At 64.9% G+C, this 22,003-nt stretch carries 18 protein-coding genes and 2 tRNA genes; 12 read left to right on the forward strand and 8 right to left on the reverse strand.

Features of this window, described 5'->3' with window-relative positions; translation table 11 throughout:
- Window positions 1-4: 4 nt before the first annotated feature.
- The 5 genes from fabG (at window position 5) to gmk (ending at window position 5,187) form a co-directional block, all read left to right on the forward strand.
- Window positions 5-742 carry a 3-oxoacyl-[acyl-carrier-protein] reductase gene (fabG, locus tag ACFFJ7_RS02830; RefSeq protein ID WP_166949792.1) on the forward strand — a complete coding sequence of 246 codons (738 nt, stop codon included), beginning with the start codon at window positions 5-7 and terminating at the stop codon, window positions 740-742.
- Window positions 743-1,269: 527 nt separating this feature from the next.
- Window positions 1,270-1,509: an acyl carrier protein gene (locus tag ACFFJ7_RS02835; protein ID WP_166949794.1), complete on the forward strand. Its 240-nt coding sequence runs from the start codon at window positions 1,270-1,272 to the stop codon at window positions 1,507-1,509.
- Window positions 1,510-1,591: 82 nt separating this feature from the next.
- Window positions 1,592-2,857 (forward strand): beta-ketoacyl-ACP synthase II, encoded by a 1,266-nt coding sequence (fabF, locus tag ACFFJ7_RS02840; RefSeq protein WP_377590698.1) that lies wholly within the window; start codon window positions 1,592-1,594, stop codon window positions 2,855-2,857.
- A 236-nt stretch (window positions 2,858-3,093) separates the two neighbouring features.
- A complete protein-coding gene (gene mltG, locus ACFFJ7_RS02845) occupies window positions 3,094-4,464 on the forward strand; it encodes an endolytic transglycosylase MltG (protein WP_166949798.1) in 1,371 nt (456 codons plus the stop codon).
- A 117-nt stretch (window positions 4,465-4,581) separates the two neighbouring features.
- Window positions 4,582-5,187 (forward strand): guanylate kinase, encoded by a 606-nt coding sequence (gene gmk / locus ACFFJ7_RS02850; protein WP_377590699.1) that lies wholly within the window; start codon window positions 4,582-4,584, stop codon window positions 5,185-5,187.
- Window positions 5,188-5,195: 8 nt separating this feature from the next.
- Here the strand turns inward: gmk and rsmA are convergent, their stop codons facing one another.
- The 4 genes from rsmA to lptF form a co-directional block, all read right to left on the reverse strand.
- A complete protein-coding gene (gene rsmA, locus ACFFJ7_RS02855; protein ID WP_377590700.1) occupies window positions 5,196-6,056 on the reverse strand; it encodes a 16S rRNA (adenine(1518)-N(6)/adenine(1519)-N(6))-dimethyltransferase RsmA in 861 nt (286 codons plus the stop codon).
- A gap of 6 nt (window positions 6,057-6,062) precedes the next feature.
- Window positions 6,063-8,567 (reverse strand): LPS-assembly protein LptD, encoded by a 2,505-nt coding sequence (locus ACFFJ7_RS02860; protein WP_246225104.1) that lies wholly within the window; start codon window positions 8,565-8,567, stop codon window positions 6,063-6,065.
- A gap of 123 nt (window positions 8,568-8,690) precedes the next feature.
- Window positions 8,691-9,776, reverse strand: a complete 1,086-nt coding sequence (gene lptG, locus ACFFJ7_RS02865; RefSeq protein ID WP_166949806.1) for an LPS export ABC transporter permease LptG — start codon at window positions 9,774-9,776, stop codon at window positions 8,691-8,693.
- A 2-nt stretch (window positions 9,777-9,778) separates the two neighbouring features.
- The gene (lptF, locus tag ACFFJ7_RS02870; protein WP_166949808.1) at window positions 9,779-10,933 is read right to left on the reverse strand and encodes an LPS export ABC transporter permease LptF; all 1,155 of its coding nucleotides are present in this window, start codon (window positions 10,931-10,933) and stop codon (window positions 9,779-9,781) included.
- A 276-nt stretch (window positions 10,934-11,209) separates the two neighbouring features.
- Here lptF and ACFFJ7_RS02875 point away from each other — a divergent pair, with 276 nt between their 5' ends.
- Genes ACFFJ7_RS02875 through ACFFJ7_RS02885 form a run of 3 tightly spaced genes read left to right on the forward strand, consistent with a single transcriptional unit; the run spans window position 11,210 to window position 14,707 of the window.
- Window positions 11,210-12,712 carry a leucyl aminopeptidase gene (locus ACFFJ7_RS02875; RefSeq protein WP_166949811.1) on the forward strand — a complete coding sequence of 501 codons (1,503 nt, stop codon included), beginning with the start codon at window positions 11,210-11,212 and terminating at the stop codon, window positions 12,710-12,712.
- Window positions 12,709-13,161: a DNA polymerase III subunit chi gene (locus tag ACFFJ7_RS02880; RefSeq protein WP_166949813.1), complete on the forward strand. Its 453-nt coding sequence runs from the start codon at window positions 12,709-12,711 to the stop codon at window positions 13,159-13,161. Before ACFFJ7_RS02875 ends, ACFFJ7_RS02880 begins: the two co-directional genes overlap by 4 nt.
- A 19-nt stretch (window positions 13,162-13,180) precedes the next feature.
- Window positions 13,181-14,707, forward strand: coding sequence for a S10 family peptidase (locus ACFFJ7_RS02885; RefSeq protein WP_377590701.1), 1,527 nt, complete (start codon window positions 13,181-13,183; stop codon window positions 14,705-14,707).
- 130 nt (window positions 14,708-14,837) lie between these two features.
- On the opposite strand, the gene ACFFJ7_RS02890 is transcribed toward ACFFJ7_RS02885, so the two are convergent.
- Window positions 14,838-15,203 (reverse strand): PRC-barrel domain-containing protein, encoded by a 366-nt coding sequence (locus ACFFJ7_RS02890; protein ID WP_377590702.1) that lies wholly within the window; start codon window positions 15,201-15,203, stop codon window positions 14,838-14,840.
- Window positions 15,204-15,268: 65 nt separating this feature from the next.
- Entirely contained in the window at window positions 15,269-16,528 is a 1,260-nt protein-coding gene (gene tyrS, locus ACFFJ7_RS02895; protein WP_166949819.1) for a tyrosine--tRNA ligase, read from the reverse strand.
- A 178-nt stretch (window positions 16,529-16,706) separates the two neighbouring features.
- On the opposite strand from tyrS, the gene ACFFJ7_RS02900 reads away from it, so the two are divergent.
- Entirely contained in the window at window positions 16,707-17,882 is a 1,176-nt protein-coding gene (locus ACFFJ7_RS02900; protein WP_377590703.1) for an anhydro-N-acetylmuramic acid kinase, read from the forward strand.
- Window positions 17,883-17,981: 99 nt separating this feature from the next.
- Here ACFFJ7_RS02900 and ACFFJ7_RS02905 read toward each other — a convergent pair whose 3' ends face one another.
- Together ACFFJ7_RS02905 and rlmB are read right to left on the reverse strand one after the other, a co-directional pair.
- Window positions 17,982-19,664, reverse strand: coding sequence for an MFS transporter (locus ACFFJ7_RS02905; protein WP_377590704.1), 1,683 nt, complete (start codon window positions 19,662-19,664; stop codon window positions 17,982-17,984).
- Window positions 19,665-19,955: 291 nt separating this feature from the next.
- The gene (rlmB, locus tag ACFFJ7_RS02910; RefSeq protein ID WP_246225108.1) at window positions 19,956-20,795 is read right to left on the reverse strand and encodes a 23S rRNA (guanosine(2251)-2'-O)-methyltransferase RlmB; all 840 of its coding nucleotides are present in this window, start codon (window positions 20,793-20,795) and stop codon (window positions 19,956-19,958) included.
- A gap of 185 nt (window positions 20,796-20,980) precedes the next feature.
- On the opposite strand from rlmB, the gene ACFFJ7_RS02915 reads away from it, so the two are divergent.
- From ACFFJ7_RS02915 to ACFFJ7_RS02925, 3 genes are all read left to right on the forward strand, one after another.
- A tRNA-Tyr gene (locus ACFFJ7_RS02915) sits at window positions 20,981-21,065 on the forward strand.
- A gap of 19 nt (window positions 21,066-21,084) precedes the next feature.
- Window positions 21,085-21,158: transfer RNA gene (locus ACFFJ7_RS02920), tRNA-Gly, on the forward strand.
- A gap of 177 nt (window positions 21,159-21,335) precedes the next feature.
- Window positions 21,336-22,003, forward strand: a 668-nt coding sequence (locus ACFFJ7_RS02925; RefSeq protein WP_377590705.1) for a GTP-binding protein, incomplete at its 3' end; no start/stop codon positions are given.

Consider the following 22,003-nt stretch of genomic DNA (forward strand, 5'->3'; position numbering starts at 1 on the left):
AACCGTGTTCGACCTGACAGGCAAGAAGGCTCTCGTCACCGGGGCCACCGGGGGGCTCGGCAGCGCGATCGCGCGGGCGTTGCATGCACGTGGCGCGGCCGTTGCATTGTCGGGCACGCGCCGCGAGGTTCTTGAGGCACTTGCGCAAGAGCTTGGAGAACGCGTCGTGGTGACACCCGCCAATCTCGCGGATGCCGCCGAGGTCGAGGCCCTCGTGCCTGCGGCGGAGGAAGCGCTCGGTGGACTCGATGTTGTTGTCAATAATGCAGGTGTCACACGCGACAATCTCTTCATACGCATGAAGGACGAGGAATGGGATACCGTCATCGCGGTCAATCTCACCGCGGCCTTCCGGCTGTCGCGCGCTGCGGTCAAGGGCATGATGCGCCGGCGCTATGGCCGGATCATCGGAATAGGGTCTGTCGTGGGAATTACCGGCAACCCGGGCCAAGGCAATTATGCCGCCTCGAAGGCGGGACTTGTCGGCATGACGAAGTCGCTCGCCGCTGAGGTCGCGAGCCGCAATATCACGGTCAACGCGGTGGCGCCGGGCTTTATCGAATCGCCCATGACCGACGCGCTCAACGACAAGCAGAGGGAATCGATTCTGTCGCGGGTACCGGCCGGGCGACTCGGCCTCGGTAAGGATGTCGCCGCGGCTGTCGTCTATCTTGCGTCCGACGAGGCAGGCTACGTGACGGGGCAGACCCTTCATGTCAACGGCGGAATGGCAATGATCTGAGATGGTTATTGGTCGGTACCCGTATCTCTGGCGGCCCGTTTCTCCTCTCGCCAACAGGTAGGGAGTATGATAACAACCATCATTGCGTTTACGTGACTGATTGTGCACGATGACGCATGCGGGGCGACCGCGCAGGGGGTGTTTTATGAATATGTCCCGGCAGTGCCTGTGGTTGACAGGCGATTGCGCGGGCCGGAAGGTTTCTGGATGTCGCGGTGGTAGATGTCCGGCAGAGGATGCGCGCGGGTGGGGCTCCTGACGCTATATCCAGCCAGACATGTTGTGCGATGACAGTTTTTTCCGGTCGGTGAGGGACTTCTGTTCATTGTGTTCATGTCTGCGAGGGAGATTGCATGGCGTTCCGTTTATCGGCGCCGCGCGTGGGTTCGGCGAGGCCCGCATCGGGTGTGGTTATGCCCGGAAATCCCGCGGAACGGGTTGTTTGTGTCGCCGCGCTCGTGTAGCCAGAGTTGCCGTCGAGATGCGGCGTCTGGAATATCGTCAGTTAATATAACGAGGACTGAAATATGAGTGATATCGCTGATCGCGTGAAGAAGATTGTCGTGGAACACCTGGGCGTCGACGCCGACAAGGTGACGGAGTCTGCGAATTTCATCGACGATCTGGGCGCTGACAGCCTTGACACTGTTGAACTCGTGATGGCTTTCGAGGAAGGGTTTGGCGTCGAGATTCCCGATGACGCCGCCGAGACGATCGTCACTGTCGGTGACGCCATCAAGTTCCTTGAGAAGAACGTTTCTGCCTGATGGTTTTGGTCGTGGCGCTTGCTGAGGAAGCGTGCGGTCTGACCGTCTTCGGTCCGGACGCCCGCGCAGGTGGTGGACGGACATGAGGCGCGTGGTTGTCACCGGTCTGGGTGTCGTTTCTCCGCTTGGATGTGGCGTTGACGTTACCTGGCAGAGAATTCTCGCAGGATTGAGCGGTGCGCGTCCGGTTGAGGCATTCGAGACGGCGGATCTGCCGTGCCGGATTGCCTGTACTATACCACTTGGGGATGGGGCCGACGGAACCTTCAATCCTGACGATTGGATGGAGCCGAAGGAGCAACGCAAGGTTGATCCGTTCATCGTCTACGCGATGGCAGCGGCCCGGCAGGCGCTCGATGACGCGGACTGGCGTCCGACAAGCTACGAAGACCAGATCGCCAGCGGCGTGCTGATCGGCTCGGGTATCGGCGGCGTCGGTGGCATCTATGATGCGTCGATCACGCTTCACGAACGCGGTCCCAGGCGTGTGTCGCCGTTTTTCATTCCCGGGCGGTTGATCAATCTGGCGTCGGGCTATGTCTCGATCGCCAATGGCCTCAAGGGACCGAACCATTCGGTTGTCACGGCCTGTTCTACCGGCGCGCACGCTATCGGCGACGCGGCGCGGTTGATTGCGCTGGGCGATGCCGAGGTAATGATTGCGGGTGGGACGGAATCGCCTGTCAACCGACTGGCGCTTGCGGGGTTTTCCGCCTGCCGTGCTCTGTCTACGTCCTTCAACGCTACGCCGGAGCGTGCTTCGCGACCTTATGATCGGGACCGAGACGGTTTCGTCATGGGTGAGGGCGCCGGTGTGGTCGTGCTGGAGGAGCGCAATCACGCGATTGCGCGAGGCGCGCGAATCTACGCGGAAGTGGTGGGCTACGGGCTGTCCGGCGACGCATACCATATCACGTCTCCAGCGGAAGACGGCGATGGCGCGTTCCGTTGCATGCAGGCGGCGCTCAAGCGCGCCGGGCTGTCGCCCGCCGATATCGACTACATCAATGCCCATGGCACTTCGACGCCGGTCGGTGACGAGATCGAACTGCGGGCCGTGGAACGCCTTCTTGGTGACAATGCCCGAGGGACGTTGATGTCGTCGACCAAATCGTCGATCGGCCATCTGCTCGGCGCTGCCGGGGCAGTCGAGGCGATATTCGGCGTACTCGCCATTCGCGACCAGATTGCCCCGGCGACACTGAACCTCGACAATCCATCCGTTGAAACGGACATCGATCTCGTGCCACATGAACCGCGCAAGGCGGTCATCGGCGCAGTTCTGTCCAACTCCTTCGGGTTCGGTGGAACGAATGCGTCGCTGATCCTCCGCCATCCCGATGCGTGATGGTGGTAGATGGGGCGACCGATAGAGAGACAGTGGCGCAACAGCGGCTCTATCTTCCTGTTTTTTCGGAATTTTATCCGAGGAACGGGAACGGCTTTCCAGGGGTGTGCGTTGAAAGAGGCCTGCTTTTGCCACAATCGTGGCTATAGTCTTGCTTCCGCGCGTCACGAGGGCAGGGCGTGTCGAACCGGCATGCGTGCCTTTCCACCGCTGCTTGAGAGAGGCTGAACTTCCGTATGGTCGACGACAGGCAACAGGTCCCGCAATGGACAGGGAGAGGTGACGCATCCTATGGGCGGGTTGCGCCTCGATCGCCCGGCGAAGCCATCAAGCCGACGTTCGCGCCACCGCCCCCACCGAGATCGCGCCGGCCGCGGCAACAGAAGGGCGGCTTCCTCTCGGCGCTGAGCGCTTTCCTGACACTTCTTCTCATCGGTGCCGTCGCCGTCGGCTCGGCGATCTACTTCGGACGCAATGAGTTTTACGGTCGCGGGCCGCTGCAGGAAACGCGCATCGTTTCCGTGAAGGGCGGCAACCAGGTCGTGGCCGAGACGCTTCAGCGCGAGGGCGTGATCGATCATTCCCTGATCTTCGTCATCGGCCTGCATGTTCTGGGCGCGAACGACGCGATCAAGGCGGGCGAATATGCCTTCAAGGCGGGCGCCAGCATGAAGGATGTGATGGATACGCTCGTCGTCGGAAAGAGCGTCCAATATCCCATTACCGTTCCCGAAGGTCTTACGAGCGATCAGGTCGTCGCGCGGCTGCTCGCCAACGATCTGCTGACGGGCGAGATCAAGCCGTCGCCCGTGGAGGGAACGCTGCTGCCGGAAACCTATATGGCGCCGCGTGGTACCGCCCGGCAGTCGATCGTCGACCGAATGGTGGCCGAGCACCGCAAGGCCGTTGCGCAGGCCTGGGAGGGGAGGGCGCCGGACCTGCCTCTCAAGTCACCCGATGAACTCGTCGTGCTTGCGTCGATCATCGAGAAGGAAACGGCCGTCGACGAGGAGCGGGCGCGGGTGGCGGCGGTGTTCGTCAACAGGTTGCGCAAGGGCATGAAGCTGCAGTCGGACCCGACCATCGTGTACGGCATCGTCGGCGGCAAGGGCACGCTGGGGCGCGGCATTCGCAAGAGCGAGATCGCCGAGGAAACGCCCTACAACACCTATGTCATCAGCGGCCTGCCGACCGGTCCGATCGCCAATCCCGGCCGCGCGTCGCTGCTGGCCGCAGCCAATCCGGCGAAGGCGGAGGATCTCTACTTCGTAGCGGACGGCACGGGCGGTCACCAGTTTGCGAAGACGCTCGACGAGCATAACCGCAATGTGGCTGCATGGCGCAAGATTGAAGCGAGCCGCGCGGTGCAGCCGGGTGGCGATACCGGCGTCGACCGTGTCCTGCCGGAGGGTGAAGATCAGGAGACGCGGCTTCCGGCAGCGGGTGCAAGTAATACTACCGCCGACGCCCGCCCGGGCGGAGGGGCCAGCGATGGTATCGTCAAGGTGTTCGACGCCTCGGAAGGCACCAAGCTCGACCCCCTGAAGAACAAGAGCTACGATCTGACCTCGCCCAAGACGGTGCCGCAATTGCCGGCTATCCGCTGAGCCGGTATAGCATGCTCCTACGGTTGAACGATTTCCGGATGCCGACTCAGGCACCCGCCAAGAGAGTGTACAAGTCGCAGAATGACTGTCGATAATTCCATTCACCGCCGGGGCCTGATGCTTATTCTGTCCTCGCCCTCAGGGGCCGGGAAAACGACCCTGACGCGCGACCTGCTGCAGCTCGGTCATCTCTCCCTGTCGATCTCGGTCACGACCCGTCCGCGCCGCGCGTCGGAAATCGAAGGCGTGCATTACCATTTCATCGAGAAAGACGAGTTCCTCTTCCAGCGCGATCGCGGTGATCTGCTGGAATGGGCGGAGGTGCACGGCAATCTCTATGGCACGCCGCGCAGGCCGGTCGAGGAGACGCTGGCCGGCGGCCGTGACATGGTATTCGACGTCGACTGGCAGGGCACTTTGCAGATTCTGGAAAAGATGCGTGACGACGCGGTGACGGTGTTCATCCTGCCGCCGTCGCTCCGGGAGTTGCGCACGCGGCTTGAGCGGCGGGCTGAAGATTCGACGGAGGTGATCAACCAGCGCCTCGTCAACGCACGTGAAGAGATCGGCCACTGGAACGCCTATGATTACGTGATCGTCAATGACGATCTCGACCATGCCTTCCGCGCGCTGCAGTCGATACTGGCGGCCGAGCGGCTGAAGCGACTGCGCCGCATCGGCCTGGCCGGTTTTGTCAACGACCTGCTGGCGCAGGAAGGCTGAAACCCTCTCTATCGCAGCGCGTCGTAGATGTTGGCAAGGCGAACGAAGGCCGTGACCGGCAGTTCTTCCGCACGGGCCGTGGGCGTTATTCCGGCCCGTTCGAGCAGGATGCCGGCGTCGAAACCGTCAGGGAAGGGCAGGCTCCGGAGGCTCTGGCGCAGCATCTTCCGGCGCTGGCCGAACGCAGCCCGGGTCATCGCCTCCAAGGTCCTGACGCTGGCCGCTTCGGGCGAGGCAATCGGCGCAAGGTGCACCACGGACGATGTGATCTTCGGCGGCGGCACGAAGGCGGACGGTGGCACGTCGAACAGGATGTGGGCGTGCGTGCGCCAGCCGCACAGCACACCGAGACGGCCGTAGTCACCAGGTATCTCGGGCGTTGCCACGATGCGCTCGGCGACCTCGCGCTGAAACATCAGCGTCAGCGATTGCCACCATGGCGGCCAGCGCTCCGCCGTCAGCCAGCCGGTGAGCAGCGGGGTTGCGACGTTGTAAGGCAGGTTGGAAACGATCCGCGCCGGGCCCTCGTCGAGGTAGGGCGAGATATCCACCTCCAGCGCATCGCCCTCAATCACCGTCAACCGTCCGGGATAATGCTCCGCGATCTGCGCGAGGATGGGTAGGCAACGGGTGTCGCGCTCGATGGCGACGACGCGGCGCGCGCCGCTGGCGAGCAAGGCGCGCGTGAGACCACCGGGACCGGGGCCGACCTCGACCACCGTCACGCCTTCCAGCGGCCCGGAGGCGCGGGCGATGCGGCTGGTGAGATTGAGATCGAACAGGAAATTCTGTCCTAGCGATTTCTTCGCCAGCAGGCCATGCTCGCGCACGATGTCGCGCAGCGGCGGAAGATCGTCGATCTGGGCCATCGGTGCTTACTGGGCGACGCCGTCCGAGGAGGAGTTGCTGCTGACGTCCTGCGAGAAGCTGATCTCGCCGAGCGTGCGCAACTCAAGCCGCACCATGACGGCGGAATCGGAGCGCTTCGTGCCCGATGACCTGTCCTTCAGGCTGGAGGTATAGGTCACGTCGAGCACCACGCATTCGTCCTGATAGGTGACGCCGAGCGACATGTTGGCGGCTGTCCAGGCCTTGGACGTCTTGAGCTTGTCCGTCAACCCCGCGAGATACCTGTAACGGTTCTGCTTGTCGCGATCGAGGTCGAACAGGACGGAGCCCTTCACGGACCAGTTGTCAGTCAGCTTCATCGAGGCGTTGGGGCCAAGGCCGGTCCGCCGGTAGGCATAGCCAAGATCGGGCTGCGCCTCATAACGGGCGAAGACGAGACCGGCGTTCAGCCGGCCGAATGAGGCGTTCGCCTGCGCATCCAGCCGGTTGACCGAAAAGTCCGCTTCGTCGAAGCGCGCATGGCCGAGGAAGGACAGGCCCTGCCGCGGGGCGATGTAAAGGCCGGCGACATAGTCCGAGCGCGAGTCCTCAAGCCCCGAATCGCTCCCCGCGTGAGCGATGTCGTACTGGCGGTAGGAGTTACGCCCGCCCAGATGGAAGGACTGGCCGAAAAGCGCTTGCCCGTAGGCGCCGGCATCGGTCTGGACGGAATACTTCAGACCGACATTTGCACGCACGCCGCCCTCGGCGCGGTCGTAGCCGCCGAACTTGTTCCACGAAAACAGGTTGGTGTCGTCGAACACCACGCTTTGCGAATCCTCGTTCGGCAACTGGCCGATGCGGGTTTCGTTCGGCCGCGCGACGATCTGGGCGATGGGCTCCAGCGTGTGCGTGCCCCAGCTTTCGGTGGTTGCCACGAAGGGGAAGCGGTATTCCAGACCCACCGTCGGCGTGACGCGCGAGGTGATGGTGTCGTTGCCGTTTGTGTTGAGGAAGTTGCCGATCTCACCGTTCTGGAAGCGCGTCGCGTTCAGGCTGCGGGCGAAGCCGTCGACGCGCAACCCGGCGAAGGGCTGCCATACCTGCCCGAGCGGGTCGATGAAATCACGCCGCCAGTTCAGGCTCGTCGATATGCGCGTGTAGCGGCCGCCGATGCCGCGCACGAGGCAATGGTCGCGGTCGAACACCGCGCACGTCTGGTAGGGCATGCCCTGCGGGAAATAGCTGCCGACCTCGCCAGGAACGGCGTGGTACTGCGCGGCCTCGCGCGACAGGTTGGTGAGGTTGAAGTCGAGTTCGAACTCGCCACCGATTCGGCCAGGCCCCTTGAAGCGGCGGTTATAGTCGAGCGTCGGCGCGACGACGGGCTGCTGCTTCTGCCAGTCGTCCTGCGACAGCGTCTTGAAGTAGTAGCCGCGCAGATCGAAAAAGGCGTCGTCGCTGCGTCCTTGCAGGAAGGCGGTCGACGTCGATTCCTTGAAGAAGGTGTTGGTCAGGCTTTCGCTGCGGATGTTGTAGTTGTCGAGGAACCACTTGTCCGTCAGCAGCGCGATGTCCCAGCCCCAGTGCCAGTAGCGGTTGATGTCGAAGCGGCCGCTTGTCTCGATGGAGCCGCGGAAATCGCGGTCCCGTGGGCCGTAGGGCGATTCGAGAAAGACGCTGTCGTCCTGCTGGAAGATGCCCGTCGCGCGGATGTTATAGGAGCCGGACAGGAAACGCTGGCGCCACTCCGCCTGGCCGAGCACGCCCTGCTTGGTCAGGAACTTGGGTGTGAGGGTGAGGTCGTAGTCCGGCGCGATCGCCCAGAAGAACGGCGTCGCGATGCCGAAGCCCGTTGCCGAGGAGTAGGAGTAGCGCGGCGCCAGAAACCCGGTCTTGCGGCGCACCGTGGGATCGGGCGTCGAGAAATAGGGGATGTAGGCGAGCGGGATGCCGTAGAACTCGAGGCGTGCATCCTCGTAGTAGATCATCTGCTCGCTGTTGTCGTGGATGATGCGCGCCGCCTTCACCTGCCACAGGGGAGGGCGCGACGGGTCCTTCTTGCAGGCCTCGCAGGCCGTGTAGGTACCCTTGCTGAACGTCGTCGTCTCGCCGTCGCTGCGCTCGGCGCGTGGTGCGGAGAAGCGCGTGTTATCCGAGGTCTCGACATGCAGCGAATCGATGAAGCCCGCGCGGAAATCGTCGGTCAGTTCGAACCGGTCGCCGCTCGCGACCGTACCGTCGGTCTCGCGCAGTTGCGCGTTGCCCTGGGCCAGCACACGGCTGGTGTTGCGATCGTAGGTGACGCGGTCCGCCTGCAGGCTGCGGCCCTGATAGTAGAGGCTGACGTTGCCGACGGCGGAAACGGTGTTGCGGTCGTTGTCGTAGACGATCTCGTTGGCGTCGACGACAAGGCGGTCGTTGTCCGAACGCGCGTTCGCGGCCGCGAAGCGTTCGTTCAGGGTTTGCTGGGCGTGCGCCACCGACACGGGCAGAACGGTTGCGCCGAGGGCGGAGACGATCGCGATGCGGACGACTTTACCGAGGCTCAAACGCGCACTCCTGCAACTGGGACACACAAATACACGAACGCTGCGACCGCATCCTGCCACATCTTCATGACGCAAGCCGGACTCCGGTAGCGCCCGATGATGTTTTTTCGACGGCCGCCGCTCTCAGCCGTCTTCCTGATACAGTAGCGCGAGGACGCCCAGCAAGCTGCCGACGACCCCGGAAAACCATGCCGCTATGGTTGGCGAGAGGATCCCCGCGCCACCCAAATCCTGCATGATCTCCGTCACCACATAAAGCACGAAGCCTGCCGCGACGCCACCCAGAACGAGTTTCGCCACACCACCAAATCGAAAGAACCTTAAAGAAACGGAAGCGGCGACCAGAACCATCGCGACGAGCAGCAGCGGCCGCGCCAGCAGCACCTCGTATTGCAGGCGATAGGGCCGGGCATCGAGGCCGGCCTGCTCCGTCCGCTCGATGAGGCCCGGCAGGTCCCAGAAGGACACGGAACTGGCGTTGGTGAAGGACTGGCGGACCTGCGCCGGTGCCAGCGTCGTGGCGAGGAGATAGGTGTCGTAGGCCTGCGGCTCCTCGTCCAGCGTCATGACGCGGGCTTTCTCAAGCTCCCAGTGGCCGTCGTAGAGCTTGGCGCTCGCGGCCTCGATCCGCTCCTGAAAGCCGCCGTTCCCGTCGAACAGGAACACGGTCACGTTCATGAGAGTGGCGGTTTCGTCGATGGCCGAACTAGCCCGCAGAATCGCCTGCCCGTCGACGCTTTTCTGGCGAATCCAGATGTTTTCGCGGCCGGGCGCCGCCCCCTGCGAGAAGACGGTTGCCTCAAGCGTCGCGGCGCGCTGGCGCAGGCTGGCGGACAGCGGGTTGTACAACGTCACGGACACGACACCGAGTAGCAGGGCGACGATGACGGGCGGCTGCAGGAAGCCCCAGGCCGAGACGCCGACCGAGCGGGCGATGACGAGTTCGAGCCGCCGGCTCAGGTTGAGCAGGGTCGCGATGCTGCCGAAGAGCACGGCGAAGGGCAGCACCTCTTCCGTGACGGAGGGCGTGCGCAGGAACGACAGCCACGCCATGACATGCGCGGAGGCGCCCGGCGCCTCGCCGGCGCGGCGCATCAGCTCGACGAAATCGAGCGTATAGACGAGCACGAACACGGTGCCGAACACGGTGCCGATGGTGAGAAGGAAGCGCCGGCCGAAATAGCGCCCGAGCGTGGGACCGATCAACATGATTATGCGCCTCCCGCCGCCGCTGCCGGCGTCGCTGCCCGGCGCCCGCGCAGAAACGCGCCCATGAGGCCGCGCACGCGCGCGCCTTCGAAGATGATGAGCAGCGCGATGAGGCTCGAAACGAGCGGCGCGCCGTAGATGCCCGCCACGGCCAGCGGCTCACGCACCACGGCGCTGGAAGCGAAGAAGCCGAGAATGCGCACGAGCCCGACCGCCACCACCGCCGCCGCGATGGCCACGCCGCGCCCCTGCCGGGTGGTGCGTGCCTCGCCGAGCGCCGCGAAGGCGATCAGCAGGAAGGAGATGCAATAGAGCGGCGCGGAAAAGCGGTCGTGCAGCTCCGCGCGGAAGCGCCCTGTCTGGTACTTGTAAACGGGGTCCTCGGGGTCGGGCGACAGCAGATAGGCGGTGGAGCGCTCGCGCGGGCGGTAGACCGTCTCTGCCTCGCTCGCGGCGAACACCGACAGGTTGAGCGCGTAGCGCTGGAAGGTGACGATGGCGGCGTCGCGGCTGCCCTTTTCCTGCTGCTGCACGGAACCGTTTTCAAGCACGAGGAAGCTGTCGTTGCCGACGGTCACCGTCTGGCCGCGCTCGGCGATGTAGACCGCGATCTTCTCGGGGTTGCGCTCGTCCTGCATGAAGATGCCGAGCAGCGAGTCACCCGCCTTCTCACGGTAGTGGAAGGTGATGCCGGAATCGAGCGTCGTGAACTGCCCTTCCTTGACGATATTAGAGACGAAGTCCGCGCGAATCTGGGTGATGAGGTCGCGCAGGGTGTTGAAACTCTGCGGCATCAGATAGAGCGTCATCGCGGCGACGATCATGAAGATCGCGGTTCCGAGCGCGGCGAAGGGGCGCAGCAGACGCGCCGGCGCGACGCCGGCCGCGCTCATCACGATCAGTTCCGAATCGCCGTTGAGCTTGTTCAGCGCGTAGATCGTGGCGATGAACAGCGCGACGGGCGCGATGATGACCACGAGAGCCGGCAGCGACAACAGCGTCACCACCATGAAGATGCCGAGCGTCTGGCCCTGGCCGGTGACGAGATCGAGCTGGCGCAGGATCTGCGTGATCCAGATGACGAGCGTCAGCGCCAGAAAGCAGGCGACGAACGCCACCGTCACGTTGCGCAGAATGTAGCGTTCGATCAAAGTCATCATATTACCGTTGAACCGCGCGCGGAGGCGGCCTGAAAAGACGGGACACCGTTCCGGACGCACGACGAGCTTCGCGGACACCTCCGAACTAATGCCTCCGGGCCCGTTCGGCAAGGTTGCACGCTGACGCGGCCATGACCCGGCGGAGCAGACGCCCGCGCCGCCGGCCGGGGAGGGCGACAATTCAGGGCATTTCCGGACGCGGATGGTGACGGCTGCCTCCGAAAATGCTCTGATCGCGATACAATCAGATCGTGACGCTTCTGCGAGGATTTTATGACCGGCCGTATCAAGGTTGAATTCAAGTCTCTGGAACGCCCTGAAGGGGGCGAGGTGGTGGTGTTCGCCGACGACGCGCTGTCCGTATCGGCCGCGGCCGCCGCGTGGCTCGGGGAAGCGGGGCTGGCGCTGGTGCAGCGCGCGGCACAGATCGAGAAATTCAAGGGCGCCGCGCGGTCCACGCTTGTGCTGGCCGCGCCGCAGGGTATCGCGGCCGACCGGCTCGTCGTCGTGGGCCTTGGCGCCGCGAAGGATATCCCCGCGACCGACTGGGCGCGCCTCGGCGGTGCGGTGCTCGGCAAGATCGCAGGTGCGCAGGCGCACATCCTGTTCGACCTGCCGGGCGACTTTTCGCCCTCGCCGGAGGCCGCCGGCGACTTTTCGCTCGGCCTGCGGCTGCGTGCCTACCGCTTCGACCGCTACAAGACGAAGAAGAAGGAGGAAGACGAGCAGGAGGCGTCGCCTGCCGAGGTCGTGGTGCACCTCGCGGGGCCGGACGCCGCGCGGGCGGCCCGCAAGGCGGCGAAGGCCGTCGCCGAGGGCGTCTGCCTCGCGCGCGATCTCGTGAACGAGCCGGCCAACGTGCTCTATCCGGAAGAGTTCGCGCGCCGCGCGGGCGAACTGGCGAAGCTCGATGTCGCAGTCGAGGTTCTCGGCGAGAAGGAACTGAAGGCGCTCGGCTTCGGCGCACTGGTCGCCGTGGGACAGGGCTCGCGCGCCGAAAGTCAGGTGGTGGTGCTGCGCTGGAATGGCGCCGGCGCGGATGAGAAGCCCGTCGCCTTCGTCGGCAAGGGCGTGACCTTCGACACCGGCGGCATCTCCATCAAGCCTGCCGCCAACATGGAGGACATGAAGGGCGACATGGCAGGCGCGGCGGCCGTGATCGGCCTCATCCATGCGCTCGCCACCCGTAAGGCGAAGGTGAACGCCGTCGGCGTCGTCGGCCTCGTCGAGAACATGCCGGACGGCAAGGCGCAGCGGCCTGGCGACATCGTCACCTCGCTGTCGGGCCAGACCATCGAGGTCATCAACACGGACGCCGAGGGGCGCCTCGTGCTCGCCGACGTGCTCTGGTACACGCAGGCGCGCTTCCAGCCGCAGTTCATCGTCAATCTCGCCACGCTCACGGGCGCCATCATCGTCGCGCTCGGGCAGGAGAACGCGGGCCTGTTCTCGAACAGCGACGAGCTGGCCGCGCGCCTCGGCGAGGCGGGCAAGGCGACGGGCGAGACTGTGTGGCGGCTGCCGCTGCAGCCCGAATACGACAAGCTGATCGATTCGAAGGTAGCGGACGTGAAAAACACCGGCGGGCGCAATGCCGGCTCCATCACGGCGGCTCAGTTTCTGAAGCGATTCGTCAACGACGCACCGTGGGCGCATCTCGACATCGCCGGCACCGGCATGGCCGCGAAGCAGACCGACACCAACCGGTCCTGGGGATCGGGCTGGGGTGTGCGGCTGCTCGACCGGCTGGTGCGGGACCATTACGAGGCCCGATGACCGACATCCTGTTCTATCATCTGCAACGCCAGCCGCTCGAAGCGGTGCTGCCGACGCTCGTCGAAAAGAGCCTCGCGCGCGGCTGGCGGGTGGCCATCGAGGTGCCGGATGCCGAACGGCTCACGGCGCTCGACGACCATCTGTGGATCTGGCGCGACGACAGCTTCCTGCCGCACGGCACCGACCAGGCCGCCGATTGCGCGGACGAGCCGGTGCTGCTGACGCGCCAGCACGCCAACCTGAACCGCGCCGACGTGCGCTTCCTAGTCGATGGCGCGGGGATCGCCGACGACGCCGGGAGCTATGCGCGCATCGTGCTGATGTTCGACGGCAATGACGATGCGGCGCTTGCCCGCGCACGGGACGAGTGGCGCAAGGTGCGCGCCATGGGCTTTGCCGCGACCTACTGGCAGCAGGACGAGGCCGGCCGATGGATCAGGAAGGGTTAGGATCAGGAAAGGGATGCCGATGACGTTGCGCCTTCTGTCCGTTGCCGCTCTGGCCGCGCTGGTGATGGCCGCGCCTGCTTCCGCGCCGATGGCGCAGCAGCCCCGGCAGCAGGAGCAGAGACGCCCGCCCGGCGACGATGCGCTGCGCTTGCCCGCGCGCGTCACCGTCAGCCAATCGGCGGCGATCGGCGGGGAGCGGCGCGACTATCAGGTGACGGCGGGCAGCATCGTGCTGCGCAACGAGGCGGGCGAGCCGCAGGCGGAAGTCGGCTTCGTCGCCTACACCATCGAAGGGCAGCCGGCGCAGGAACGCCCGGTGACGTTCGCCTTCAACGGCGGGCCGGGCGCGGCCTCGGCCTATCTGAACTTCGGCGCGCTGGGGCCGAAGCGGCTGTCGTTCGGCAACACGGGGGAGGGGCCCTCCGCGCCGCCGGTGCTGGTCGACAACCCCCAGACATGGCTCGATTTCACCGATCTGGTGTTCATCGACCCGGTTGGCACCGGCTACAGCCGCTTCGTCAACGACAGCGCGGAACTGAAGCGGTCGCTGTGGTCGGTCGACGGCGATATCAGCGCGCTCGCCAACGTCGTCCGCCGCTATCTGACCGAACACGACCGGATGACGTCGCCGAAGTTTCTGGTGGGCGAGAGCTACGGCGGTTTCCGCGTGCCCAAGCTCGCCCGCCGCCTGCAGACGCACGAGGGAGTCGGCATCTCCGGCATCGTGATGATCTCGCCCGTGCTCGACTTCCAGACGCAGGGAGGCGGCGATGGCGCCCCGCTCGCCTTTGCCGCCCGGCTGCCGTCGCTGGCCGCGCTGCACCGCGAGCTGAAGGGCGAGCCCTTCACGCGCGAGGCGCTGGCGGCGGTGGAGGGCTATGCGCGCGGCGACTATGTGGTCGATCTGCTGCGCGGCCCGCGCGATGCCGCGGCGGTGGCGCGAATCGTGGATCGGGTGACGCAGTTCACCGGGCTCGACCGCAGCTTTGTGGAGCGCCGCGCCGGGCGGCTCGACATCGTCGACATCGTGCGCGAACTCGGCCGCGGCAGCGAATCCGTGGCGAGCCTCTACGACGGGCTGGTCCTCGGCCTCGATCCCGTGCCCTACGATCCGTCCTCGGATCTGGAGGATCCGATTCTCGATGCCGGCATCGCGTCCCTCACCAGCGCGGCCGTGGATTTCCTGAACCGCACCGTGGGCTGGCGCGTGGACACGCCCTACCGGCTGCTGAGCCGCGAGGTGTCAGCGAACTGGAACTGGGGCGCCACGCGCAGCCGCCAGCCGGAGGCGGTCGACGACCTGCGCAGCGCTCTCGCGCTCGATCCCCATCTCGGCGCGCTCGTGGTGCATGGCGCGACCGATCTGGTCACGCCCTATTTCGACAGCCAGCTCGCGCTCGACCGCCTGGCGGCGCTCGGCGCGCGGGACGCTGCCAAAGGCCGCGTGGCGCTGGAGGTTTTGAAGGGCGGGCACATGTTCTACGCCCACGACGAATCGCGGGCGGCGCTCCGTGAGGCCGCCCGCAGGCTCTACGCACCGAACTGACGGGCGTTATATCAACGCTCCCGGCGCTCGACCGCTCGCGCGTGGGTTCTGCTCAAGCGTCGTATGGGCTTAAGCGCTCCTCGACAGGTCATGCCCATCGAGGGCAAGTCATGCCCATCGAGGGATGGTGTTACATCCAGTACGGCCCGATGCCGTAATAGTCGTGCACGCGCTTCTCGTAGTTGCGGTCGCCCCATTGGGGTGCCTCGTTCTCACCGAAGCGCGGACCGCCTTCCAGCTGCTCGCGCGTCAGATGCACGACGTATCCGCCCTGCTGCGGATCGTAGGTCAGCGCGGACCAGGGCAGGGGATGGTAGTCCGAGCCGAGCCCCAGAAAGCCGCCGAACGACATCACCGCATAGGCGACGCGGCCGGTCTTCTTGTCGATCATGATGTCGTGGATGGCGCCGAGGTTCTCGCCCTCGGCGTTGTAAACGGACGTGCCAGATACCTTGTCCGCGCCGATCAGCGTGCCGGTTTCATCGAGATGAGCCATTATTCCCTCCTGTTGTCATGGATGTTCATGTAACGGGGAAGGAGCTGATCGGGTTCCGAATTATTTTACGCTATCTTCAGAAGAATATGCTTCTTCTTGCCAAGAGAAAGCTTGATCGCACCATCGGCAGCGAGGTCCGACAACGTCAGCTTTGCCTTTTCGTCCGTGACGGTGACATCGTTCACCTTGAGGCCACCGCCCTTGATCTGCCGCCGCGCCTCGCTGGTGGAAGCGACGAGGCCGGCATGTTCCGGGCCGAAGGCGGAAAGCACGCCGAGGCCTTCCTCCAGCAGCCCGCGCGCGATGGCGTGGCTCGGCAGGTCCTGTGCCAGCGCGCCTTCCTCGAACGTCTTGCGCGCGGTCTCGGCCGCGGCCTCCGCTGCCTCGCGCCCATGCACCATGGCCGTGACCTCGGTGGCGAGGATCTTCTTGGCCTCGTTACGCTCGGCGCCTTCCAGCGCTTCGAGGCGCGCGACCTCGCCGAGCGGCAGGTCCGTGAAGATGCGCAGGAAGCGGCCGACGTCGGCGTCTTCCGTGTTGCGCCAGTATTGCCACATCTCGTAGGCCGACAGCATGTCCTCGTTGAGCCACACCGCGCCGCCCAGCGACTTGCCCATCTTGGCGCCGGAGGCGGTGGTCAGCAGCGGCGAGGTGAGGGCGTAGAGCTGCATGTTGTCGATGCGCCGGCCGAGTTCCATGCCGTTGATGATGTTGCCCCACTGGTCGGAGCCGCCCATCTGCAGGCGGCAGCCGTAGCGTCGCGACAGCTCCAGGAAGTCGTAGGCCTGCAGGATCATGTAGTTGAATTCGAGGAACGACAGCGACTGGTCGCGGTCGAGGCGCGACTTCACCGATTCGAAGGTCAGCATGCGGTTGACGGAGAAGTGCCGGCCGATATCCCGCAGGAACGGAATGTACTTCAGCTCGTCCAGCCATTCCGCGTTGTCGGCCATGACGGCGTCGGTGGCGCCGTCGCCGAAGGTCAGGAAGCGCGAGAAGACCTTCTTGATGCTGGCCTTGTTGGCCTCAATCCGCGCGTCGTCCAGCAGCGGGCGCGCCTCGTCGCGGAAGGAGGGGTCGCCAATGCGCGTGGTGCCGCCGCCCATCAGGACGATCGGCTTGTGGCCCGTCTGCTGGAGGCGGCGCAGCATCATGATGTTGGTCATGTGGCCGACGTGCAGGCTCGGCGCCGTCAGGTCGTAGCCCACGTAAGCCGTGATCTTCCCCGCGAGCGCCAGGGCATCGAGACCTTCGGCGTCGGAAATCTGGTGGATGAGACCGCGCTCGTCGAGCGCACGGAGGAAGTCGGAACGGAAGGCTGTCATCGATCTTTCGGCTTTGCGGTGGAAAATCAGCGCTGGCGCGGCTTTGGCGCACACAGCCTGAGCGCATGCACCGGTCTATATCAGGTCGGGCGTGGTTTGGGAATCGCGCTATCGGGGCGGGCGTGCGCCGAAATGCTGGCCTGTGGCGGTAGAGATGTTTTAATGGAAAGGTGCCGTGATGGGGCGGCGCCAGCTGGAGATCGTCATGTCGGAAGGGATATTGCGGGTTATCGGCCTGATGAGCGGAACGTCGATGGACGGCATCGACGTGGCGCTCGTCGAGACGGATGGCGAGATCATCCATCGTCTGGGGCCGGCCGGCTTCCATCCCTATGACACGGCCGACCGCGCGTTGCTGCGCAGGGCGATAGCAACCGCCACGACCCTGACCGACCGGGACGCCCGCCCGGACGAGTTGGCCGACGCCGAGGATATGGTGACGCATCGCCATATCAGGGCCATCGACAGCTTCCTCTCGTCCTGCCAGTTCAACCCCGGAGAGGTCGATCTGATCGGCTTCCACGGCCAGACGGTGCTGCATCGCCCGGAAGCCGGGCTGACGGTGCAGATCGGCGACGGGCAGAAACTCGCGACGCATGTCGGCGTGCCGGTGGTTTACGATTTCCGCGCCGCCGATGTCGCCGTGGGCGGGCAGGGCGCGCCGCTGGTGCCGCTCTTCCACCGGGCGCTGGTGCGGGCCGCGGACCTCGACGGACCGGTGGCGGTGCTCAACCTTGGCGGCGTCGCCAACGTCACCTATGTCGAATCGGCGGACGACAACGTGCTGATCGCCTGCGACACCGGCCCCGCCAACGCGCTGATTGACGACTTCATGCTGAAGCGCACCGGCATCCCCATCGATCGCGGCGGTGTCCACGCCAGTCAGGGAAAGGTGAACGAGTCCGTCGTCAGCGGGCTGATGCACAACGCATTCTTCCTCCTGCCGCCGCCGAAGTCGCTGGATCGCAATGCCTTTGACTTGCCCGATCTCTCAGCGCTCTCCGTGGAGGATGGCGCCGCGACGCTGACGGAATTCTCGGCGCGCGCGGTGGCGCACATCGTCCCGCTGTTGCCGCACGCGCCACGCCTGTGGATTGTCTGCGGCGGCGGTGCCCACAATGCGGAACTCGTGCGCCGCATCGGTGCCAATACCGGCGCGAAGGTCATCGTCGCGGACGATCTCGGCTGGTCGGGAGATGCGATGGAGGCGCAGGCCTTCGCCTATCTGGCGGTGCGCAGCCTGCGCGGGCTGCCGCTGACGCTGCCCGGCACCACGGGCGTCGCGGCGCCTACGACGGGCGGCGTGCTGGCGGAGCCTGCCGCGGAGGCGGAGCTGGCGGCAGTCGTGCCATAGGATCGGCGCTCCCGATTTGCGGATAATGAAAAGCGCCGGGAAGTGCCCCGGCGCCCTTGTCGTCAGCCTTGTTTCGGTGCGGCCGTATCAGTTTACCGGTTACGTATCGAAGGTGTTGATGTCGCGCTTGTAGGTCTCCGGCACGAACAGCAGGCCGATGACCAGCGTCATCAGAGCAATGGCGATGGGATACCACAGGCCGTAGTAGATGTTGCCGGTCGCTGCGACCATCGCGAAGATCGTGGGCGGCAGAAAGCCCCCGAACCAGCCATTGCCGATGTGATAGGGCAGCGACATGCCCGAATAGCGGATGCGGGTGGGGAACAGCTCCACGAGCTGGGCGGCGATCGGGCCGTAGACCATGGTCACCAGCAGCACGAGCACGAACAGGATCGCAACCGTAAGGCCGTAGTGCATCTTGGCGGGATCGGCCTTGGCCGGATAGCCCGCGGCGCGGATGGCGGCGGTGAGGTCCGCCTGGAACTGCGCCGTGCGGGCCGTCCGTTCCTCGGCGGAAAGCGCCCGGGCGTCGAACGATTCGAACGTGCGCTCGCCGATGCGGATGGCGGCGATTGTGCCGGCAGGCGCCGCGATGTTCTCATAGTTCACCGAATTGCGGGCGAGGAAGCTCTTGGCGATGTCGCAAGAGGATGTGAACTGCGCCGTGCCGACAGGGTTGAACTGGAACGAGCACTCTGACGCATCGGCGACGACCGTTACCGGCGAAGTGGCCTGCGCCGCGGCGAGATCCGGATTCGCGGCGCGGGTGAGCGCATTGAACAGCGGGAAGTAGAGCAAGGCCGCCAGCAGGCAGCCGCCGAGGATGATAGGCTTGCGGCCGACCTTGTCCGACAGCCAGCCGAAGACGAGGAAGAACGGCGTGGCGAACGCCAGTGCGATGGCGATCTGGATGTTGGCCGTGGCCGAATCGACTTTCAGCGTCTGCGTCAGGAAGAACAGCGCGTAGAATTGGCCAGTGTACCAGACCACGGCCTGCCCGGCGGTGCTGCCGAAGAGGGCGTAAAGGCCGATCTTGGCATTTTTCCACGTGCCGAAGGCTTCGGAAAGCGGCGCCTTCGAGCCCGTGCCCTCGCTCTTCATCTTCTTGAAGGAGGGTGATTCTTCGAGCTGCGTGCGAATCCATACCGAGATCGCGAGCAGGACGATGGAAATGAGGAACGGCACGCGCCAGCCCCAGGCCGCGAACGCCTCCTCGCCGAGCCAGGTGCGCACGCCGAGAATCACCAGCAGCGACAGGAACAGGCCCAGTGTGGCCGTCGTCTGGATGAAGCTGGTGTAGAAGCCGCGCCGCCCGGTCGGGGCGTGCTCGGCCACATAGGTCGCCGCGCCGCCATACTCGCCGCCGAGCGCAAGGCCCTGCAGCAGCCGCAGGCCGATCAGGACGACGGGGGCCGCGATGCCGATCGAGGCATAGTTGGGCAGCAGGCCGACGATGAATGTCGACAGGCCCATGATGACGATGGTGATGAGGAATGTGTATTTGCGGCCGACGAGATCGCCGAGACGGCCGAAGAAAAGCGAGCCGAACGGGCGCACGGCAAAGCCCGCCGCGAAGGCGAGCAAGGCGAAGATGAAGCCGGCGGTCGGGTTTACGCCCGAGAAGAATTGGGCCGCGATGATCGCCGACAGTGAGCCGTAAAGATAGAAATCGTACCATTCGAAAACGGTGCCGAGCGACGAGGCGACGATTACCTTGCGCTCTTCCCGCGTCATGGGGGCAGCACGGGGCTTTACCCCACCAGTCGTGCTGGCGAAGCTCATGGAAGTAGTCCTTCTTTGCGTTTCCTGAACGACGACCGGAAGGCCTCCGCGCTCCCGGCCAGATCGCCGGCCGCCGTCTTGCGCGGCTTGCCGGAAATCTCCCTGAACCGCCCCCGAGTTGTACGAGCCGCGCCGTTCCGGCCAGCGGGATCGGGCTGGCCGGGTGATGCCGCTTCGTCAATGCGGACAATTCATCGCCAACAATAGTTACAACAGAAACTGTTGTCCCTAAGCAATAAGTCGTCCGACAAAAGTCTTAGGTGCACTGCGACATATTGTCTCGCCGCCGCGTCAGGCCGTGGGCGCGCCGAGTCGCGACGTCACGGCGTAAAGGGCGATGGCGGCGGCGTTGGAGACGTTGAGGCTCTTGATCTTCCCCGGCACGTCGAGCCGCGCGAGCACGTTGCAGCGTTCGCGCGTCAGTTGCCGCAGGCCCTTGCCCTCCGCGCCGAGCACCAACGCCAGCGGCCGCCGCACGGGGATGTCGGCGAGTGGCTCGGCGCCTTCCGAATCCAGCCCGATGCACAGGAAGCCGCGCTCCGAGAGCGTCTGCAGAGCGCCCGCCAGATTGCGCACGGTTACGAACGGCACGTGTTCCAGCCCGCCGGAAGCCGACTTCGCCAGCACGCCCGTCGCGGCAGGGCTGTGGCGGGCCGTGGTGAGGATGGCGTCCACGCCGAAGGCGCAGGCCGTGCGCACGATGGCACCGACATTATGCGGATCGGTGATCTGGTCGAGCACGAGAATGAACGAGTCGCGCGCGAGATCCTCCACGGTCAGCGCTGGCAGCGATTCGGCGTGCAGCAGCAGCCCCTGGTGCACCGCGTCGGCGCCCACGCGCCGGTCGATTTCGTCCGGCCTGACGAGGGTGGGGGCAATAGGAAGGTTGTGGAAAACCTCGGAGAGGCGCCGCGCGGCATTTTCCGTCGCGAGCAGGGTGCGAAAGGCGCGTCGGGGATTCGCGAGCGCCTCCGAAACCGCGTGCCAGCCATAGAGAAGCGCACCGTCCTCAGCGTCGTTTTCAAGCGGGCGAAGGGATTTGCGGGAAAAGGACGCGCGGCGCGGCCGCCCGTCGGCGCGCACGCCATGCGGCGGCCCTTTGCGTTGTTTTCCGGAGCTTTTTTCGGTCATTCGCGCTGCCTCGTGCTGGAAAGGCATAGGTTGCATGTGTCGCGAAGCTTTGCCAGTTCGCATTAGGTGTTGACATGGGGGAGCGCATCGCCCTAAGAACCGCCCGCTGCTTCCGCCGAAGGGGAGGCCGCTCCGGCAGATTGTCCGGGACGGCTTTCCAGAGCGGCGGTCTGGCGGGATGGGCCGGAGGGGTGCCCGAGTGGTTAAAGGGGACGGACTGTAAATCCGTTGGCTACGCCTACGTTGGTTCGAATCCAACCCCCTCCACCATCCATCCTGACTGTATCGTGCGGGTGTAGCTCAATGGTAGAGCAACAGCCTTCCAAGCTGATGACGAGGGTTCGATTCCCTTCACCCGCTCCATACGGCTGTACGGACCGTTTCGCAGGTATGGCGGAACGGATGCTAGGCTTGGGTTGAGGTGTTTGGGAATCGGTGCTGCCCCGGCCATACGTGCAACGGACGGCGGAGCACCGCGGGGACTGTCTGCTTTTGTGATGGGCAGAAGTCGTTTCAGGATGGGACGAGAGAGCGACGTCGATGGCGAAGGAAAAGTTTGAGCGGACGAAGCCGCATTGTAACATCGGTACGATCGGCCACGTTGACCACGGCAAGACGTCGCTGACAGCAGCGATCACGAAGGTTCTTGCGGAAGTTGGCGGCGCTTCGTTCACGGCGTACGACCAGATCGACAAGGCGCCTGAAGAGAAGGCGCGTGGTATCACGATCTCGACGTCGCACGTTGAATACGAGACGGCGAACCGTCACTACGCGCACGTTGACTGCCCCGGCCACGCTGACTACGTGAAGAACATGATCACGGGCGCGGCGCAGATGGATGGCGCGATCCTCGTGGTGTCTTCGGCTGACGGCCCGATGCCTCAGACGCGCGAACACATCCTGCTTGCGCGTCAGGTTGGTGTTCCGGCGCTTGTTGTGTTCATGAACAAGGCTGACCAGGTCGACGATCCTGAACTGCTTGAGCTCGTTGAGCTGGAGATCCGCGAACTTCTGTCGAAGTACGAGTTCCCCGGCGACGACATCCCTGTGGTCAAGGGCTCTGCGCTTGCTGCGCTTGAGGACACGAACCGTGAAATCGGGCACGACGCGATCGTCAAGCTGATGGAAGCTGTCGATGCGTATATCCCGCAGCCTGAGCGTCCTGTTGACCAGCCGTTCCTGATGCCTGTTGAGGACGTCTTCTCGAT

Source organism: Pseudochelatococcus lubricantis (assembly GCF_042432495.1).
In the GTDB taxonomy this organism is placed as follows: Bacteria; Pseudomonadota; Alphaproteobacteria; order Rhizobiales; family Beijerinckiaceae; genus Pseudochelatococcus; species Pseudochelatococcus lubricantis.

Coding starts and splice junctions, on each gene's coding strand:
- lptF (WP_166949808.1), bottom strand. CDS start 10,933: ATGACTTTGATCGAACGCTACATTCTGCGCAACGTGACGGTGGCGTTC.
- fabF (WP_377590698.1), top strand. CDS start 1,592: ATGAGGCGCGTGGTTGTCACCGGTCTGGGTGTCGTTTCTCCGCTTGGA.
- lptG (WP_166949806.1), bottom strand. CDS start 9,776: ATGTTGATCGGTCCCACGCTCGGGCGCTATTTCGGCCGGCGCTTCCTT.
- mltG (WP_166949798.1), top strand. CDS start 3,094: ATGGTCGACGACAGGCAACAGGTCCCGCAATGGACAGGGAGAGGTGAC.
- ACFFJ7_RS02835 (WP_166949794.1), top strand. CDS start 1,270: ATGAGTGATATCGCTGATCGCGTGAAGAAGATTGTCGTGGAACACCTG.
- ACFFJ7_RS02905 (WP_377590704.1), bottom strand. CDS start 19,664: ATGAGCTTCGCCAGCACGACTGGTGGGGTAAAGCCCCGTGCTGCCCCC.
- ACFFJ7_RS02890 (WP_377590702.1), bottom strand. CDS start 15,203: ATGGCTCATCTCGATGAAACCGGCACGCTGATCGGCGCGGACAAGGTA.
- tyrS (WP_166949819.1), bottom strand. CDS start 16,528: ATGACAGCCTTCCGTTCCGACTTCCTCCGTGCGCTCGACGAGCGCGGT.
- ACFFJ7_RS02885 (WP_377590701.1), top strand. CDS start 13,181: ATGACGTTGCGCCTTCTGTCCGTTGCCGCTCTGGCCGCGCTGGTGATG.
- ACFFJ7_RS02875 (WP_166949811.1), top strand. CDS start 11,210: ATGACCGGCCGTATCAAGGTTGAATTCAAGTCTCTGGAACGCCCTGAA.
- ACFFJ7_RS02900 (WP_377590703.1), top strand. CDS start 16,707: ATGGGGCGGCGCCAGCTGGAGATCGTCATGTCGGAAGGGATATTGCGG.
- rlmB (WP_246225108.1), bottom strand. CDS start 20,795: ATGACCGAAAAAAGCTCCGGAAAACAACGCAAAGGGCCGCCGCATGGC.
- gmk (WP_377590699.1), top strand. CDS start 4,582: ATGCTTATTCTGTCCTCGCCCTCAGGGGCCGGGAAAACGACCCTGACG.
- rsmA (WP_377590700.1), bottom strand. CDS start 6,056: ATGGCCCAGATCGACGATCTTCCGCCGCTGCGCGACATCGTGCGCGAG.
- ACFFJ7_RS02880 (WP_166949813.1), top strand. CDS start 12,709: ATGACCGACATCCTGTTCTATCATCTGCAACGCCAGCCGCTCGAAGCG.